General features: G+C 69.9%; 10 protein-coding genes. 3 read left to right on the top strand and 7 right to left on the bottom strand.

Annotation, left to right across the window (positions count from 1 at the left end):
• Positions 1-98: 98 nt before the first annotated feature.
• Positions 99-596: a methylated-DNA--[protein]-cysteine S-methyltransferase gene (locus AB8619_RS03225; RefSeq protein WP_436795016.1), complete on the bottom strand. Its 498-nt coding sequence runs from the start codon at positions 594-596 to the stop codon at positions 99-101.
• Positions 597-600: 4 nt separating this feature from the next.
• Positions 601-2,043 carry an AlkA N-terminal domain-containing protein gene (locus AB8619_RS03220; RefSeq protein ID WP_436795015.1) on the bottom strand — a complete coding sequence of 481 codons (1,443 nt, stop codon included), beginning with the start codon at positions 2,041-2,043 and terminating at the stop codon, positions 601-603.
• Between the two features lie 107 nt (positions 2,044-2,150).
• Between AB8619_RS03220 and AB8619_RS03215 the strand changes: the two genes are divergently transcribed.
• The gene (locus AB8619_RS03215; protein ID WP_436795014.1) at positions 2,151-2,855 is read left to right on the top strand and encodes a crotonase/enoyl-CoA hydratase family protein; all 705 of its coding nucleotides are present in this window, start codon (positions 2,151-2,153) and stop codon (positions 2,853-2,855) included.
• Between the two features lie 13 nt (positions 2,856-2,868).
• Here the strand turns inward: AB8619_RS03215 and AB8619_RS03210 are convergent, their stop codons facing one another.
• From AB8619_RS03210 to AB8619_RS03200, 3 genes are read right to left on the bottom strand one after another with little or no spacing between them, the layout of a single operon-like run.
• The gene (locus tag AB8619_RS03210) at positions 2,869-3,462 is read right to left on the bottom strand and encodes a hypothetical protein (RefSeq protein WP_436795013.1); all 594 of its coding nucleotides are present in this window, start codon (positions 3,460-3,462) and stop codon (positions 2,869-2,871) included.
• 11 nt (positions 3,463-3,473) lie between these two features.
• On the bottom strand, positions 3,474-8,978 hold the full coding sequence (locus AB8619_RS03205) for a carboxyl transferase domain-containing protein (RefSeq protein ID WP_436795012.1): 5,505 nt from the start codon (positions 8,976-8,978) through the stop codon (positions 3,474-3,476).
• Positions 8,979-9,031: 53 nt separating this feature from the next.
• Positions 9,032-9,733 (bottom strand): acyltransferase, encoded by a 702-nt coding sequence (locus tag AB8619_RS03200; RefSeq protein WP_436795011.1) that lies wholly within the window; start codon positions 9,731-9,733, stop codon positions 9,032-9,034.
• Positions 9,734-9,801: 68 nt separating this feature from the next.
• Between AB8619_RS03200 and AB8619_RS03195 the strand changes: the two genes are divergently transcribed.
• Together AB8619_RS03195 and AB8619_RS03190 are read left to right on the top strand one after the other, a co-directional pair.
• Positions 9,802-12,327: a DEAD/DEAH box helicase gene (locus AB8619_RS03195; protein ID WP_436796342.1), complete on the top strand. Its 2,526-nt coding sequence runs from the start codon at positions 9,802-9,804 to the stop codon at positions 12,325-12,327.
• 90 nt (positions 12,328-12,417) lie between these two features.
• Positions 12,418-12,813, top strand: a complete 396-nt coding sequence (locus AB8619_RS03190; RefSeq protein WP_436795010.1) for a YchJ family protein — start codon at positions 12,418-12,420, stop codon at positions 12,811-12,813.
• Between the two features lie 25 nt (positions 12,814-12,838).
• On the opposite strand, the gene AB8619_RS03185 is transcribed toward AB8619_RS03190, so the two are convergent.
• Together AB8619_RS03185 and AB8619_RS03180 are read right to left on the bottom strand one after the other, a co-directional pair.
• On the bottom strand, positions 12,839-13,774 hold the full coding sequence (locus AB8619_RS03185; protein WP_436795009.1) for a DUF559 domain-containing protein: 936 nt from the start codon (positions 13,772-13,774) through the stop codon (positions 12,839-12,841).
• 133 nt (positions 13,775-13,907) lie between these two features.
• On the bottom strand, positions 13,908-14,477 hold the full coding sequence (locus AB8619_RS03180) for a cupredoxin domain-containing protein (protein ID WP_436795008.1): 570 nt from the start codon (positions 14,475-14,477) through the stop codon (positions 13,908-13,910).
• Positions 14,478-14,601 lie beyond the last annotated feature (124 nt).

Here is a 14,601-nt window from a genome sequence, read left to right as displayed (position 1 = left end):
GACGACGTCAGGGAGGTGGCCACGGAAACCCTACGATCCGATCGGGACGATCGGGACATCTGACGACGTGACATGTGTCGTCGTTCACACGCCTCGCCTCAGGCGAGGCGGGCACCTTCGTGCGACAGCAGCCAGGCCTTGCGGTCGAGACCCCCGCCGTAGCCACCGAGCGAGCCGTCGGAACGCACCACCCGGTGGCACGGCACGACGACCGACACGGGGTTGGCGCCGTTGGCCGAGCCCACGGCACGCATGGCGCCGACGTTCCCGACCGCGGCCGCCAGATCGCCGTAGCTCCACGTGGCGCCGACCGGGATCGTCCGCAGCGCCGCCCAGACCTTCTGCTGGAACTCGGTACCGCCGGTGTCGACCTCCACGGCGTCGATCGCACCGATGTCGCCGGCGACATAGGCGTCGACCGCACGCGTCGCATCGCTCTCCCCCTCCGTCCACTCCTCGTCGGGGAAGCGAGCGGCCACCCGCTCCGCCAGTCCGTCCCAGTGGTCGGCGAATCCACAGGCGACGAGCACGCCGTTGCGGGAGGCGCTGCACAGCACGCCGGCAGGGGTCGAGGTCTCGTGGGTCAGGATCGTCATGTCGTCATTCCGTTCGTGAGGCCGTTCGTGAGGCCGTTCGTGAGGGCATCGGGGTCTGCCAGAGGTGCATTGCGCCGTAGGCACGCCACGGGCGCCATGCCTCGGCCCGGGCGTCAGCGTCGCGGTCGTTGGACACGCCGAGGACGCGCCGGAGGTGGAGGTCGCCGGCAGGGAAGGCATCGGGTTCGCCGCTGCGGAGCGCCACGTACGACGCCGACCACGGGCCGATGCCCGGGATCGCCACGAGCGACTCGACGAGGCGGTCGTGGTCGAGGCTCCCGTCGAGGACGAGGTCGCCGGTCACGACGCCGCGGGCGAGCGTCCGGATCGTCTCGGCTCGTCGGCCGATGATGCCCAACGTCTCGAGCGGCGCGTCGACCAGGGCTTCGGGGTCGGGGAAGGTGCCGTCGCCGTGGGTGGCGACGATCCGGCCGAGCACGGTGCGGGCCGCAGCGACGGAGATCTGCTGACCGATGACCGCACGCACCGAGGCCTCGAAGCCCGTCCAACAACCGGGGACCCGGATCCCCGGGCGACGAGCGACCATCGGGGCCAGGAACGGGTCGGCGGCGAGATGCGCGTCGACGGCATCGGGGTCGGCGCCGAGGTCGAACAGGCGGCGCGCTCCGCCGACGATCGAGCCGAGGCCGGTCGACGGCGGCAGGTCGACCGAGAGCACGACGTGATCGCTGTGGGGCTCGAGCGAGATCGACCCGACCTCGCCGTCGATGCGAACGGCCCGGCGATAGACCCCGTCGTCGACCGTCTCGAGTCCGTCGACGACCCGGGCCGAGAACCAGTCCATCAGCGCTCCGCCGTCGAAGGGCTCGCGCACGGCCAGACGGAGGCGCAGTGGACCGGCCGGTGTCGACCTCCGGTCGCGTCGGATCGCCGACGGTGTGGCGTGGAACGTCTCGCGGACCACGTCGTTGCACTGCCGGACGCTGCCGAAGCCGGCGGCGAACGCGACGTCGGCGACCCGCAGGTCGGTCTCGACCAGGAGTCGTTTGGCCAGGTGGGCCCGCCGACTGCGGGCGACGGTGTCGGGCGCCGCCCCGACGTGCTCGGCGAAGAGCCGCCGGAGATGGCGTCCGCCGACCAGCAGACGTCGGGCCAGATCGTCGACCCCGCCGCCGTTCGGCGCGTTGCGGTCGAGGGCACCCTCGTCGATGAGGCGCAGCGCGCGCTCGACGATCGCCGCCCCACCGGCCCAGTCGCTCGAGCCGGGCGCGGTCTCCGGGCGGCACCGACGGCACGGACGCAATCCGGCGTCCTCGGCAGCAGCGGGGTGTGCGTAGAAGTCGACGTTGCGGGCCAGCGGCGTGCGCGACGGACAGATCGGCCGGCAGTAGATGCCCGTGGTCCGGACGCCGACGAAGAACCGTCCGTCGAACCGGGCGTCGCGGCTGCGCAGGGCGTCGTAGCACTGCTGGTGATCGAGTCGCACGAGATGATCCTGCCCGATCGACGGCCCGACGTCTGGCGGGATCCGGACATGGGAGTGACGCCGCGTGGTGTACCCCGCTCCGGGTCCGTCGTGCCACGATGGCGAGCGTGACCGAACCAGTGAACGTGACCATCGAGGACGGCGTCGCTGTCGTCCGCATCGACGACGGGAAGGCCAACGCCGTCTCCCATGCCGTCATCGACGCGATCCATGCCGCTCTCGACCGGGCCGAGGCCGAGGCGAGCGCCGTGGCCATCATCGGGCGGGAGGGCAAGTTCTCCGCCGGCTTCGACCTGTCGGTGATGACCCAGGGTGCCGACGCCACCCGTGGCCTCGTCGGCGACGGCGGCCGTCTCATGGTGCGCGTGTTCCTGCACCCACAGCCCACGGTCGCCGCCGTCACCGGCCATGCACTCGCCGCCGGCGCGCTGCTGTGCCTGTCGTGCGACACCCGCATCGGTTCGGCCGACCTCCCCGCCAAGATCGGGCTCAACGAGACCGCGATCGGCATGGGCCTCCCCTGGTACGGCGTCCGACTGGGTGAAGCCCGCCTGTCGATGCGCCATCTCCAGCGGTCGGTGCTGCAGGCCGAGATCTACGACATGGCCGGCGCAGTCGATGCCGGATACCTCGACGAACTCGTCGCCGGCGACCAGGTCGAGACGGCGGCCATCGAGCGGGCCCGCCAACTCGGACAGCTCCCGGGAAGCGCCTACAAGTTCACCAAGCGTCGGCTCCGCGGCGCGATGGCCGAAGAGATCCTGGCCGGCATCGACGCCGACATGGCCGACATGGTGCCGCCGACGCCCTGATCGGGAACGGTCGCTATTCGGCGATCTGGCAGGCCACGACGACGCCGGTCTCGACCTGGCACTCCGCCAGCGTCGCCTCGTCGATCGCCACGGTGAAGCTCTGCCCGTCGATGTCGCCGATCGCCGGCGTCCCCGACGCGGGGTCGGACGCGATCGGTGCCCAGGGTTCGAACACGGCGATGGCGTTGGCCGACGCGACGTTGCGTGCCCCGATGGGGTCGCCGGCGACGAGGGCGTCGAAGAACGCCTGCGCCGCCGCGCCCGTGTTGCCCGCGCCCTGCGCACCCGCTGTCCACTCACGCTGGCAGCGGGAACGTGCCAGGTCGTCGAGGTCGATCGTGGCGGCCACGACGGCGATGATGTCGGCGTCCGACTCCATGATGGCGATGTAGTCGCGCACCTGGTCGTCGTCCGCTGCCTCGCCGACCGCCGTCAGGTTCTCGGACGTCGAGTCCGACAGGTAGTCGAGGTACACGTCGCAGAAACGAGCCGCACCCTCGGCCTGAGCCGTCGTCGTGGTGCTGGTCCCGGCGTCGTCGTCACCCGAGCACGCTGCGCCCGCCAGGAGCGAGAGCGCACACACGGTGCCGAGGAGAGGACGCCACATCGACGACCACCCTAAGCCGGTCCTGCAGCCAGACCTCGCTCGACCGCGGCGATCAACTCGGGACGCAGGCGATCGGCGCGGACGATCTCGTGGACCGATCCGACCGCCTTCGCTCGCTCGACGGAGTGGATCGCGTCGAACTCTGCGGCGACGACGCCGAGCATCTCGTTGCGTACGCCCGAACGAACGGATGCCAACTCCGATCGGAGGTGCGCACGCTCGTGGACCGAGGCGGTCGCGATCGCCTGTTCGAGGCGCTGGATGCGCTCGTCGGACTGCGTGCGGGCGTTGACCTCGCGGGTGAAGACCACGGCTGCTGCCGGCGCTCCGCCGATCACGGAAGCGTGCGCCCCCTCGACCGCGAGCACCTGCATGCGGTCGTTGAGGCGGCCGGAGAACACGACGAACGCCCCACCGTGGTAGCGGGAGATCACGCACAGGACGATCGGCCCGTCGAAGTTGACGATCGCTCGTCCGATCTCGGCGCCGTATTCGAGCTGGAGGCGACGGAGCGACTCGGGTGATCCGTCGAAACCCGAGAGGTTGGCCAACACGACGACCGGGCGGTTGCCCGACGATGCGTTGATCGCACGAGCGACCTTCTTCGACGACAACGGGAACAGGGTCCCCGCCGACCACGTCGGTGGGCCGTCGGCCGGGATGGTCCCGGCGCGGGCGAGCGGGCGGGACTCGATGCCGATGACCGTGCTCGGGTAGCCACCCAGGTGGGCGTCGTACACGACCGCGCCTTCGGCCTCGGCCATGTCGGCCCACCGTTCGAGCGGACGATGGTCGTGGTCGACGACGGCGTGCATGACCGAACGGATGTCGAAGGGCTTCTTGCGATCGGGGTTGGTCGCCGAGTCGAAGATCTCGCCGACCGTCGCGAACCCGCCGTCGTCGGTGCGATGCGGTTCCGCGCACACGTCACGGTCGATCGGGTCGGCGGTCTCGGCTCGCCGGGGTCCGGCCTCGCCGGGCGCCACGTAGCTGTGGTCGTAGTGGGCGAACAGGACGTCGACCGCGCCGGCCACGTCGTGGGCCCAGTACTGCGCCTGGCCGTTGGGGCCCATGATCCGTTCGTGGCCGCCGATGCCGAGGTTGTCGTCGGCCGACACGCCACCGCTGAAGTCGATGGCCTGCTTCCCCGTGAGCACCATCGTCGAGTCCGGGGTCATCACGAGGATGCCGCGCGTGTGCATGAGCATCGTCGACTCGGCGTTCCAGTACGGCTGGGCGCCGACATTGACTCCGGCGACGATCACGTTGATCTCGCGGTTCCTCGCTCCAGGACCCGCCTGCGTGAACTCGACGATCCGTCGCAGCACGGCCGCGACCCAGTCGAGGTTCTCGCTGCCGCTGTCCATGGCGATACGCGCACCGGCCGAGAGTGCGAACCACTCGATCGGCAGCTCGTCGCGCTCGGCCCGGTCGATCGCCGCGAGGAGGCGGAGGCACTCGGCCTCGGCGATCGAACCCATCGACTTCGTCGGATCGCCGAACACGGCGATCCGCCGCATCCCGTCCGGGTGCGTGGCGGTGGGGGTGGTGATCTCGCCGATGATCACGCCGGCGGTGTTCAAGCCCGGCGCCCGATCGACGGGGACGAGCTCGCCGTCGACCAGGTCGAGCTCCACCCACGATCCGACGCGACCCTCGTCCCGTTCGGTCAGGAGCGGCACCAGGTCGTAGGGATACACCGCACCCCGACGCCGGCACTGCAGCACCTTCTGCGCGTAGTCGTCGAGCGGCTGCATCGGGGCGGTCGGCGGGTCGGTGATGCTGAAGGTGAGCCCACTGCCGGCCTGGTAGCTCAACCGGACGACCACGTCGTCGACGCGGCTGCTGTCGGGGTCGACGATGCGACCCTGCACCATGACCTGCTCGATGCCGAGCCCCGTGGTCATCGGCACGAGCCGCTTGGCCACCGCGTTGACCTCGTCGAGCGAGATCTCGACCGGGGGCCAGACGAACAACATGACCCGGTTCCACTCGAGTCGCTGTCGCGTCGGGTCGGCGGCCTGCGCCTGTCGGATGCCGTCGATGCAGCTGGCGAGCACTCGCTCCAGTTCGGGCAGCGCCACCAGCGTTCCGTCGGCGTCTCGCAGCGGCGTGATGTCACGGACCTCGGCGACCGCGATCAGCCGCTCGTCCGTCGGCTGGTCGACGGCGACGCAGTCGAACACGTGGGTGTCGTCCGCCGACGGGAGGCGCGTCACGTCGAAGTTCTCGAGCCGCCACAGGTTGAGGCGGCGGGTGATCATCGGGTGCAGTCCGCGGTAGACGACGTCCTCGGTGAACGCTCCGTCGTGACGCGTCCACGTCAATGTGTGGACGTCGTGGTCACCGGCTGCTGGGCGGTCCGGCCCGGACACCGCAGCGACGACGGCGACGCGCTGCACGGCATCGGGAAGCTCGACCGATCCGAGGGTCAGGTCGATCACGGCGGCGACGTCGTGCACTGTGGTCTGCGGGTCGATCCGGAGGTAGAGGTCGACGACCGTGGTCGCGGCAGCGGTCGCGTCGAGGCGGGTCGCGAGCGAGCCGATCTCCTCGACCATCTCGTGGACGTCGGCCAGGTCGCCGGCGACACCCACGACCCGCACATCGCGGTCGCGGTGGTGGTAGCCGGTCGTGACGATCGGCCATGCCGACGGGGGCCGCTCGATCGGGCCGAGCGCGCGGATCTTGTAGAAGCGCCGGGTCAGCACGTCGGCCAGAGCGGCGCGGACGTCGGGCGACGACGACAGCGCGTCGAGCTCGCCGACCAGGCGCATCAGCGGCATGGCCGAGGCCACGAGATGCTCACGCAGCGCTGCGTCGCCGGGATCCTCGACCAGCGCTTCGAGCGTCGCTCGCACGTCGGCGTCGACCCTGCGATTCGCCTCGTCGACCACCGGACGATCGATGCATCGGTGCCGGACGCTGCGGGCGAGGTTGCCGATCGACGGGTAGCGCGCCTGGCTGGCGGCGATGAGGCGGTCGAGCGTGTCGCGCACCTCGTCGCGCTCGTCGGCCTCGCCGCAGTGCTCGAGCCGACGCTCGAGGAGTGCAGTGATGACCGGGAGCTGCTCACGGCGACGCTGGGCCGCACGGTGGATGCGGTACGTCGCCGCTTCGAGGATCGGCGTGCGGTCGAGCGACTCGATGCCGTAGTGCGCGAGCGCGTCGTGCAGGCGCTCACGGAAACGCTCGGGAAGGCTCTCGCCGTCGGGATCGAACGAGCGGAGATACGCGTTGAAGTGCTCGCGGGGGCTGCGCGACTCGAGGCCGTGATCCCGATCGGTCGTGCGACGCTCGCGGGTCAGGCCGCAGAGGTCGGCGAACACGCCCAGCAATTCGAGTTCCCGGTGGCGGACGACCGGATCGTCCATCGACCGGTCGCGTCGGTGCTCGTCGACCACCGACGAGTCGCTGTCGTCGACCAGGTCGAAACCGAGCAACATCGCTCGCAGGACGTCGATGCGAGCCATGGTCTCGTCCCGTCCCGATCCCGACCCGGCGAAACGCAGGCGTGTGCCGTCAGCGGTGGGGGAGGCATCGACCGCACTCGAACCGATGCGCAGGAGCGGACTCCCCGCATCGACCTGGGTGTTCGGGGTGACGTACACCTCTTCGACGACACCGTCGGCCGGGGCGGTGACGGCGGTCTCCATCTTCATCGCCTCGACCACGGCCACGCGCTGGCCGGCGGCGACGGTGTCACCGGGCGCGACGTCGAGCGACACCACCAGCGACACGGCCGGCGCCCGGAGCAACCCGCCGTCGTCGCGAGAGAGGCGATGCGCGACCCCGTCGACCTCGACGAGGTGTTCGGCCCGGAACGTCTGCGACACGACCCGATGGCTGTGGTCGCCGATCGTCAGTCGCGCGTGGACCTCGTCGAGTCGTTCGAGCACGACGTCCACAGCCGCTCCGTCGAGCGTGAGGCGGTACCAGCCGACCAGATCGCCGGTGGCGACGTGCACCCGGTACTCGGCGCCACGCCAACGGAGTTCGACCTCGTGCCCGACGTCGGGGTCGGCCTCAGGTCGTCCCCGGGCCGCCGACGAGAGGAAGCGGGCGCGGTCGAGGCGGGACTCGCACTCGTGCACGTCGATCGCAGCCACCATCAGCGCGATGTCGGCATGGCGATCGGTCCGGTGGCCGTCGACCGCGGTCAGTCGGTCGAGCCAACTGGTGTCGATCTCCCCGGCGATCACCTCGGGGCGGTCGATCAGGTCGAGGAGGAACGACTTGTTGGTCGTGCCCTCGGCCACCAGGACCGTCGTCTCGGCCAGCGCTCGGCGCAGACGGGTCCGTGCGTCGTCGCGGGTCGGTCCCCAGGCGATGATCTTGGCGATCATCGAGTCGTACTCCGGCGCGATCACGTCGCCGGCAGCGACGCCGGTGTCGACCCGGACCCCGGGTCCCGTGGGGAGGACCATCGACTCGATGCGTCCGGGTGCGGGGGCGAAGCCGGCGTCGGGGTCCTCGGCGTTGAGCCGGGCCTCGAACGCGTGACCGCGAGCCTCGGGACAATCGCCTTCGAGGCGTCCTCCCATGGCCACGTGGAGCTGCAGCGCGACGAGGTCGAGACCCGACGTCACCTCGGTGACCGGGTGCTCGACCTGGAGACGGGTGTTGACCTCGAGGAAGGCGAAGAGGTCCTCGGCCGGCTGGTAGAGGAACTCGACCGTCCCGGCATTGCGATAGTCGGACTCCTGCGCCAGACGGATGGCGGCGTCGCGCAGCTGCTGCTCCTGGTCCGGCGACAGCGCCGTGGAGTGCGACTCCTCGATGACCTTCTGGTTCCGACGCTGCAGCGAACAGTCACGCACTCCCGGGGCCCACACGGTCCCGTGGGCGTCGGCGATGATCTGGACCTCGACGTGGCGGGCGTCGGTGACCACCCGCTCGAGGAAGACGGTCGCGTCGCCGAACGACGACGCCGCCTCGCTCCGAGCTCGTTCGACGGCGTCGGCGAGTTGCGACGCGTCGTCGACCCGGCGGATGCCACGCCCGCCGCCACCGGCGGCAGCCTTCACCATGAGCGGGAAGCCGATCGCCTCCGCGGCCTCCGCTGCACGCTCGACCGATTCGACCGCACCCCCGCTCCAGGGGGCGACCGGCACGTCGGCAGCCTCGGCCAACTTCTTGGCCCCGATCTTGTCGCCGAGGCGGCGCATCACGTCGCCCGACGGGCCGATGAACGTGACCCCCATGCGGTCGCACAGATCGGCGAACTCGGGCCGCTCGGCCACGAAGCCCCATCCGACCCAGGCTGCTTCGGCACGGGCCTCGACGAGCGCAGCCTCGAGGACGGCGAGGTCGAGGTACGGGGTGCCGGCGATGGGCACGCCGAGCGACTCGAAGCACACGGCCTCGTCGGCCTCGCGCACGAACATGGCGTGACGCTCGGCCTGCGTGTGGAGGGCGATGGTCGTCAGCGGGAACGACGAATCGCGGGCGGCGTGGACGAGTCGCATGGCGGCCTCGCCCCGGTTGACGATCGCGACGCGACGGAAGCTCTCCACGGGTGTCAGACCCGCCTCGCTGCCGGTCGTTACAGACGATGTGTCCGGCGGGGTCACGCGGTGCTCGGCGGCGACGGCCAGTCGTCCGGAGGCTCGTTCGTGCGGGGACCCAGGGGCGGGTCCCACTCGCCGTCGATCCACTGCCGGACGACTCGACCCGGCACGCCCGCGACCACGCTCCGAGCCGGGATGTCGCCGCGGACGACCGACCCCGCGGCCACGGTCACGTGCTCCCCGATGGTCGTGCCCGGGAGGATCGTCACGCCCGAGCCGATCCACGATCCGGCCCCGATCGAGACCGGCGCCTCGTGCGGCCACTGGTGGGCGATCGGGACGTCGACGTCGTCGTACGCGTGGTTGTGGTCGGTGACGTAGAGGTCGGGGGCGATCGTCACGTCGTCACCGATCGTGATCCCGATCCGACCGATCAGCGACCCGCCCCGTCCGATGTTGCAGCGGTTGCCGATGCGGATCACCGGCGGCGCGTCGCGGTCGAGGTTCTCGTTCCACATGCCGACCGACATCGAGACGTGCGGACCGATGAGGGTCTGGTCGCCGATCTCGATCCAGTGCTCGTTGAACAACTGGCCGGGAGGGAAGGCGATCATCGACTGGAACCCCATGTGGCGGAACCGTCGACCGTGGGCGTCGTCGGGGCCGGTTGCGCCCACGGCGCAGATCCACTCCCACGACTTCTGGATCATCGCGGCCGCGAAGTTCCGCACGCGGGGAGAGAGTTCGCCGGGCTGGAACATCCACCGCGACCGTAACCAGGCAGAGTGGGTGGGTGCCGGACCGTCTCCTCGACCACCTCACGGACCACATGGACGGCGACGACCTGCTGTTCGCGATCACGGCATGGGCCGAGGAGTCGGGCCTCGAGCTGTACCCGCACCAGGAGGAGGCGATCCTCGAACTGCTCTCGGGCTCCAACGTCATCCTCGCCACCCCCACGGGGTCGGGGAAGTCGCTGGTGGCGCTCGCCGCCCACGCCCGATCGGTCGCCGGCCACCTCGCCGGGAAGCCCGGACGCTCGTGGTACACCGCCCCGGTCAAGGCGCTGGTGTCGGAGAAGTTCTTCGACCTGTGCCGTCAGCTCGGCCCGGAGAACGTCGGGTTGCTCACCGGCGACTCCGCCGTCAACGCCGACGCACCCGTCATCTGCGCGACCACCGAGATCCTCGCCCACCTGGCGTTGAAGGACGGCCCCGAGGCCGACGTCGACACCGTCGTGCTCGACGAGTTCCACTACTACGGCGATCCCGACCGCGGCTGGGCGTGGCAGGTCCCGCTGCTCGAACTGCCCCAGGCCTCGTTCCTGTTGCTGTCGGCCACGCTCGGCGACGTCCGTTTCTTCCGCGAGGACCTCACCCGGCGCACCGGCCGACCGACCGCCCTCGTCGACGACGCCGTGCGTCCCGTCCCCCTGCGCTTCGAGTACCGCCGCACGCTGCTGCACCACACCATCGAAGAGCTGCTCACGCAGGATGCAGCGCCCATGTACCTGGTGAACTTCTCGCAGAAGGACGCCGTGGCGATGGCGTCGGCGATGGCGTCGGTGACCAAGCTCGACGACGAGGCCAAGGCGATCGTGGCCGAGGAGTTGGGCAAGGCCAAGATCCCCGCCGGCTTCGGTCGCGACCTCGCCCGCCTGCTGCGCAACGGCGTGGGCGTGCACCACGCCGGCATGCTCCCCCGCTACCGACGGCTGGTCGAACGGCTGACCCAGAAGGGCGTGCTGAAGGTCATCTCGGGGACCGACACGCTCGGCGTCGGGGTGAACCTCCCGATCCGGACCGTGATCCTCACCCGCCTCTACAAGTACGACGGCGTCGAGAGCCGACTGTTGTCCGCTCGCGAGTTCCACCAGATCTCCGGACGTGCCGGCCGTGCCGGCTACGACACCGAGGGGCTCGTCATCGCGCTCGCTCCCGAGCACCAGGCCGAGAACGACGCGGCCGAGGCCAAGGCGGCCTCCGATCCGAAGAAGAAGCGCAAGCTCAAGAAGGCGTCGGCACCACGCAACTTCGTCCGGTACGACGAGGAGACCTTCGACAGACTCCAGGCCGCGACCCCCGAGCCGCTCGAGTCGTCGTTCACCATGACGCCGGGGATGCTGATGCAGCTCCTCGACCGACCCGGCGATGCATGGGACCACAGCCGCGCCCTCCTGCTCGGCAACCACGAGCCACGCAGCCGACAGCGCCGCCACGTCCGCAAGACGCTCAGCCTCTACAAGGCGTTGCGGACCGCCGGCGTCGTCCGTCAACTGGATGCTCCCGACAAGTACGGGCGCTTCGTCGAGGTCGACCACACGCTGCAGGACGACTTCGCCCTCGACCAGTTGCTGTCGCCGTTCCTGCTCGCCGCCATCCCCCAGCTCGATCGTGAGGACGATTCGTACGCGCTCGCCATGTTGGCGCTGGTCGAGGCCGTGGTCGACAACCCGTTCCCGATCCTGATGGCCCAGAAGGACAAGGCCAAGGACGAGGCCATGGCCGCCATGAAGGCCGCCGGGGTCGAGTACGACGAGCGGATCGCCGAGCTCGACAAGATCAACTTCCCGCAGCCGATGCGCGAGCAGATCTATGACGTGTTCGACCGGTGGCGGGAGTCGAACCCGTGGATCGGCGACCGCAACATCGCGCCGAAGGGCGTCGTGCGCGACCTGTGGGATCGGGCCATGGACTTCCCCTCGTTCGTCCGGTACTACGGCATCAAGCGGTCCGAGGGGCTCCTGCTGCGCTACCTGTCCGACGTCTACAAGACCATCCTGCGGTCCGTGCCCGACGAGGCGCGGAGCGACGAGGTCGACGAGTTGACCGACTGGCTCGGCGCCGTCATCCGTGCGACCGACTCGTCGCTGCTCGACGAGTGGACCGCCATGTTCGACCCGGAGGCCGCGGCCGCCGACGTCGATGCCCTCGGCGACGTGACCGAGCCCGAGGTCGACGTCACCACCGACCGGCGCGCCTTCCGTGCGCTCGTCCGTACCCGCGTGTTCCGCTGGGTGCAGTACGCGGCGACCGGCCAGTGGGAAGCCTGGTCCGACGACCTCACCGAGATCGGCAACCACGGCTGGAACGAACGCAAGCTCCGCGAGCAGTTCGAGTCGTACGCCGAGGCCCATCCTCGTGAGGGTGCCGGCATCGAGATCGGCATCGACGGCGACGCCCGCGGGCCCGACCGCTTCGTCGTCTCCGACCTCGGCGACACGTGGACGATCGAGCAGATCGTCGCCGACCCCGAAGGCCACGACGAGTGGTACCTCGCCGTCACCGTCGACCTACCGGCCTCGGCCGAGGCCGGCGAGATCGTCGCCACCTTCGACGGCCTCCACCGGCGCTGACCCCCGAAAATTTCGTCGGGTGGTCAGGAGGGTCCTGAGGAATTGACGACAGATCGGCCGGGAACACCGCCGGTGCGACAGGCTGTCGCCGTGAGCCAGCCCACGATCTGCCCCTGCGACACCGGGAAGGCGTACGACGCGTGCTGCGGACGGTTCCATGCGGGGCGCGCTGCATCGACAGCGGTCGAACTCATGCGGTCGCGCTACTCGGCGTACGCCCGGAAGCTCGCCCCCTATCTGCTCGACACCTGGGCCGACGCCACCAGGCCGCCCACGGTCGGCTTCGACCCCACGATCCGATGGACCGGGCTCGAGATCATCGAGCAGGAGCGAGGCGGACTCTTCGACGACACGGGAACCGTGACATTCGGGGCCGACCACGAAGCCAACGGCCTCCCCCAGCGACTGCTGGAGAAGAGCCGTTTCATCCGGGAGGACGGCGGTTGGCGCTACCTGGCCGCCGAGCAGGCGAGGCTGGACGCCTGACCCTCCCGAAAATCTCGTCACTTGCTCAGGACCCACCTGAGGAAGTGACGACAGAAGCGGTGTGGGCGGCTCGGATCTGCCCCAGCAACGCCGACAGGTCCGAGACGTAGGTGCGCCGGCGAACTCGACAGACCGTCCATCCGAGCCGGAGAAGCGTCGCATCACGCACGTGGTCACGTGCTCTCGCATCGAGGTCCTCGTGCTGTGAACCGTCGACCTCGATGGCGAACTTCAACACCGGATACGCCGCATCGAGTCGGTACCGCCCGGTCGGCGTGTCGATCCAGAACTGCAGGACGGGCGCCGGAAGACCCGCATCGAGGATGGCGTCGACGGCCCTCTGCTCGAGACCCGACTCTGGGACGCCGCTGACGTCGTAGTACCGGTCCAGCCAGTCGCGAAGCGCGCCTCCGCCATTGCGACCCCGCTGCTTGTGTCGCAGATACGTGCGCAGGAGTTCGTCACTCGAGACTCCCTTCACATGGCGGAGTTCGCGCACCGTCTGCCGATACCGGGCCACGGACACGACGTCGCCGAGGTCCATGGCGATGCGAGCGAGACCCGTCGTCGGCACGAGGTCGACGACCGTGGGCTCCGCCAGGTGGAGGTCCACCGACTCGTGCACGATGACACCGGATCGTCGGAAACTGGCACCACGCGGAATGCTGATCTCCGGCGTCGGGGCCGAGAGGCCACCCACACCGACCAACGCCGCAGCGGAGCGATGAGAAGCCAGGGATCCCAGCGGGGCGAGGAGCACCGCGCTCATGAGCCGGCGATGCCACGTCATCGCCACCCCGACGGGGCCGTACAGCCCGCGCTCCAACCGCTCCCAGATCTCCCGACGTACGAGATCGCTCAGCAGTTCGCAGTTGGCGCCCAGGTCATTGGCCTGGGCAGTGGTGATGAGGCTGTGCTGACGCTCGAGCACGGGGCGAGCAAGGCTCAAGAACCGTGACATGTCTCCTCCGTCGTCTGTCGACGTCGGGGGAAGTGCAGGTCACCGTATCGAGTCCCGCGATCCCAGCGGTTCTGTCGTCACTTGCTCAGGTGAGTCCTGAGCAAGTGACGAAATTTTCGGGGTGGGGGTGGGGTCAGCCGACGGTGAGCAGGCCGGTCATGCCCAACGAGGCGTGCGTCTCGCCGTCGGCGTTCTCGACGATGCAGAAGAGCGTGTAGTCGCCGGCCTCGAGTTCGTAGGTGGCGTTGCAGGTCTGGCCGGGGCCGAAGGCCTCGAGCTCGAACGCACCCATGTCGGCGAGGGCGTCCTCGTCCGGGTCGCCGTCGGCGTTGAGCGGGACGTCGCCGCCACCGGGGATGAAGGCCAGCTCGTGAGCTTCCTCGCCGATGTTCTCGGCGGCGAAGGTCACCGTGCCGGCCTCGACCTCGACGTCGTCGGGCACGAACTCGTAGTCGGCCAACTGGAGGTCGACGGTGGTGTCGGCGTCGGCCTCGAGGTCCTCGCCCACCGGAGCGCACTCCTTGTCGGCCGCAGCCACGCCGGACCCCGACGCCGTGCCCGAACCGGAGGCTGCGCCACTGCCGGATCCGCCGTCGCCGAGCTCCCGGACGGCCTCGCCGTCGTCGTCGCCGCAGGCAGCAGCGCCGAAGGTCAGCCCGAGGGCGAGTCCGATGATGGCGGTCCGTCGAAGAGAGGTGCGCATGGCCGAACAGTAAAGACCACCTAACGAAGTGAGTCAAGACTGGCGTCGTCCGGTGCGAGGTGATTCATTTCGGACCGACTCCGGCCGATCGCTACCATGGCCGGACCTGCAAGCCGCTCGCGGC

The organism is Actinospongiicola halichondriae, from assembly GCF_049103745.1.
In the GTDB taxonomy this organism is placed as follows: Bacteria; Actinomycetota; Acidimicrobiia; order Acidimicrobiales; family Salinilacustritrichaceae; genus Salinilacustrithrix; species Salinilacustrithrix halichondriae.
The sequence above is the reverse complement of the archived record's forward strand: the minus strand, read 5'-3'. Positions and strand labels throughout refer to the sequence as shown.

What these genes read in the sequence shown, in the direction of transcription:
- AB8619_RS03195 (WP_436796342.1), top strand. Translation starts at nt 9,802, where the DNA reads ATGGACGGCGACGACCTGCTGTTCGCGATCACGGCATGGGCCGAGGAG.
- AB8619_RS03225 (WP_436795016.1), bottom strand. Translation starts at nt 596, where the DNA reads ATGACGATCCTGACCCACGAGACCTCGACCCCTGCCGGCGTGCTGTGC.
- AB8619_RS03200 (WP_436795011.1), bottom strand. Translation starts at nt 9,733, where the DNA reads ATGTTCCAGCCCGGCGAACTCTCTCCCCGCGTGCGGAACTTCGCGGCC.
- AB8619_RS03210 (WP_436795013.1), bottom strand. Translation starts at nt 3,462, where the DNA reads ATGTGGCGTCCTCTCCTCGGCACCGTGTGTGCGCTCTCGCTCCTGGCG.
- AB8619_RS03185 (WP_436795009.1), bottom strand. Translation starts at nt 13,774, where the DNA reads ATGTCACGGTTCTTGAGCCTTGCTCGCCCCGTGCTCGAGCGTCAGCAC.
- AB8619_RS03180 (WP_436795008.1), bottom strand. Translation starts at nt 14,477, where the DNA reads ATGCGCACCTCTCTTCGACGGACCGCCATCATCGGACTCGCCCTCGGG.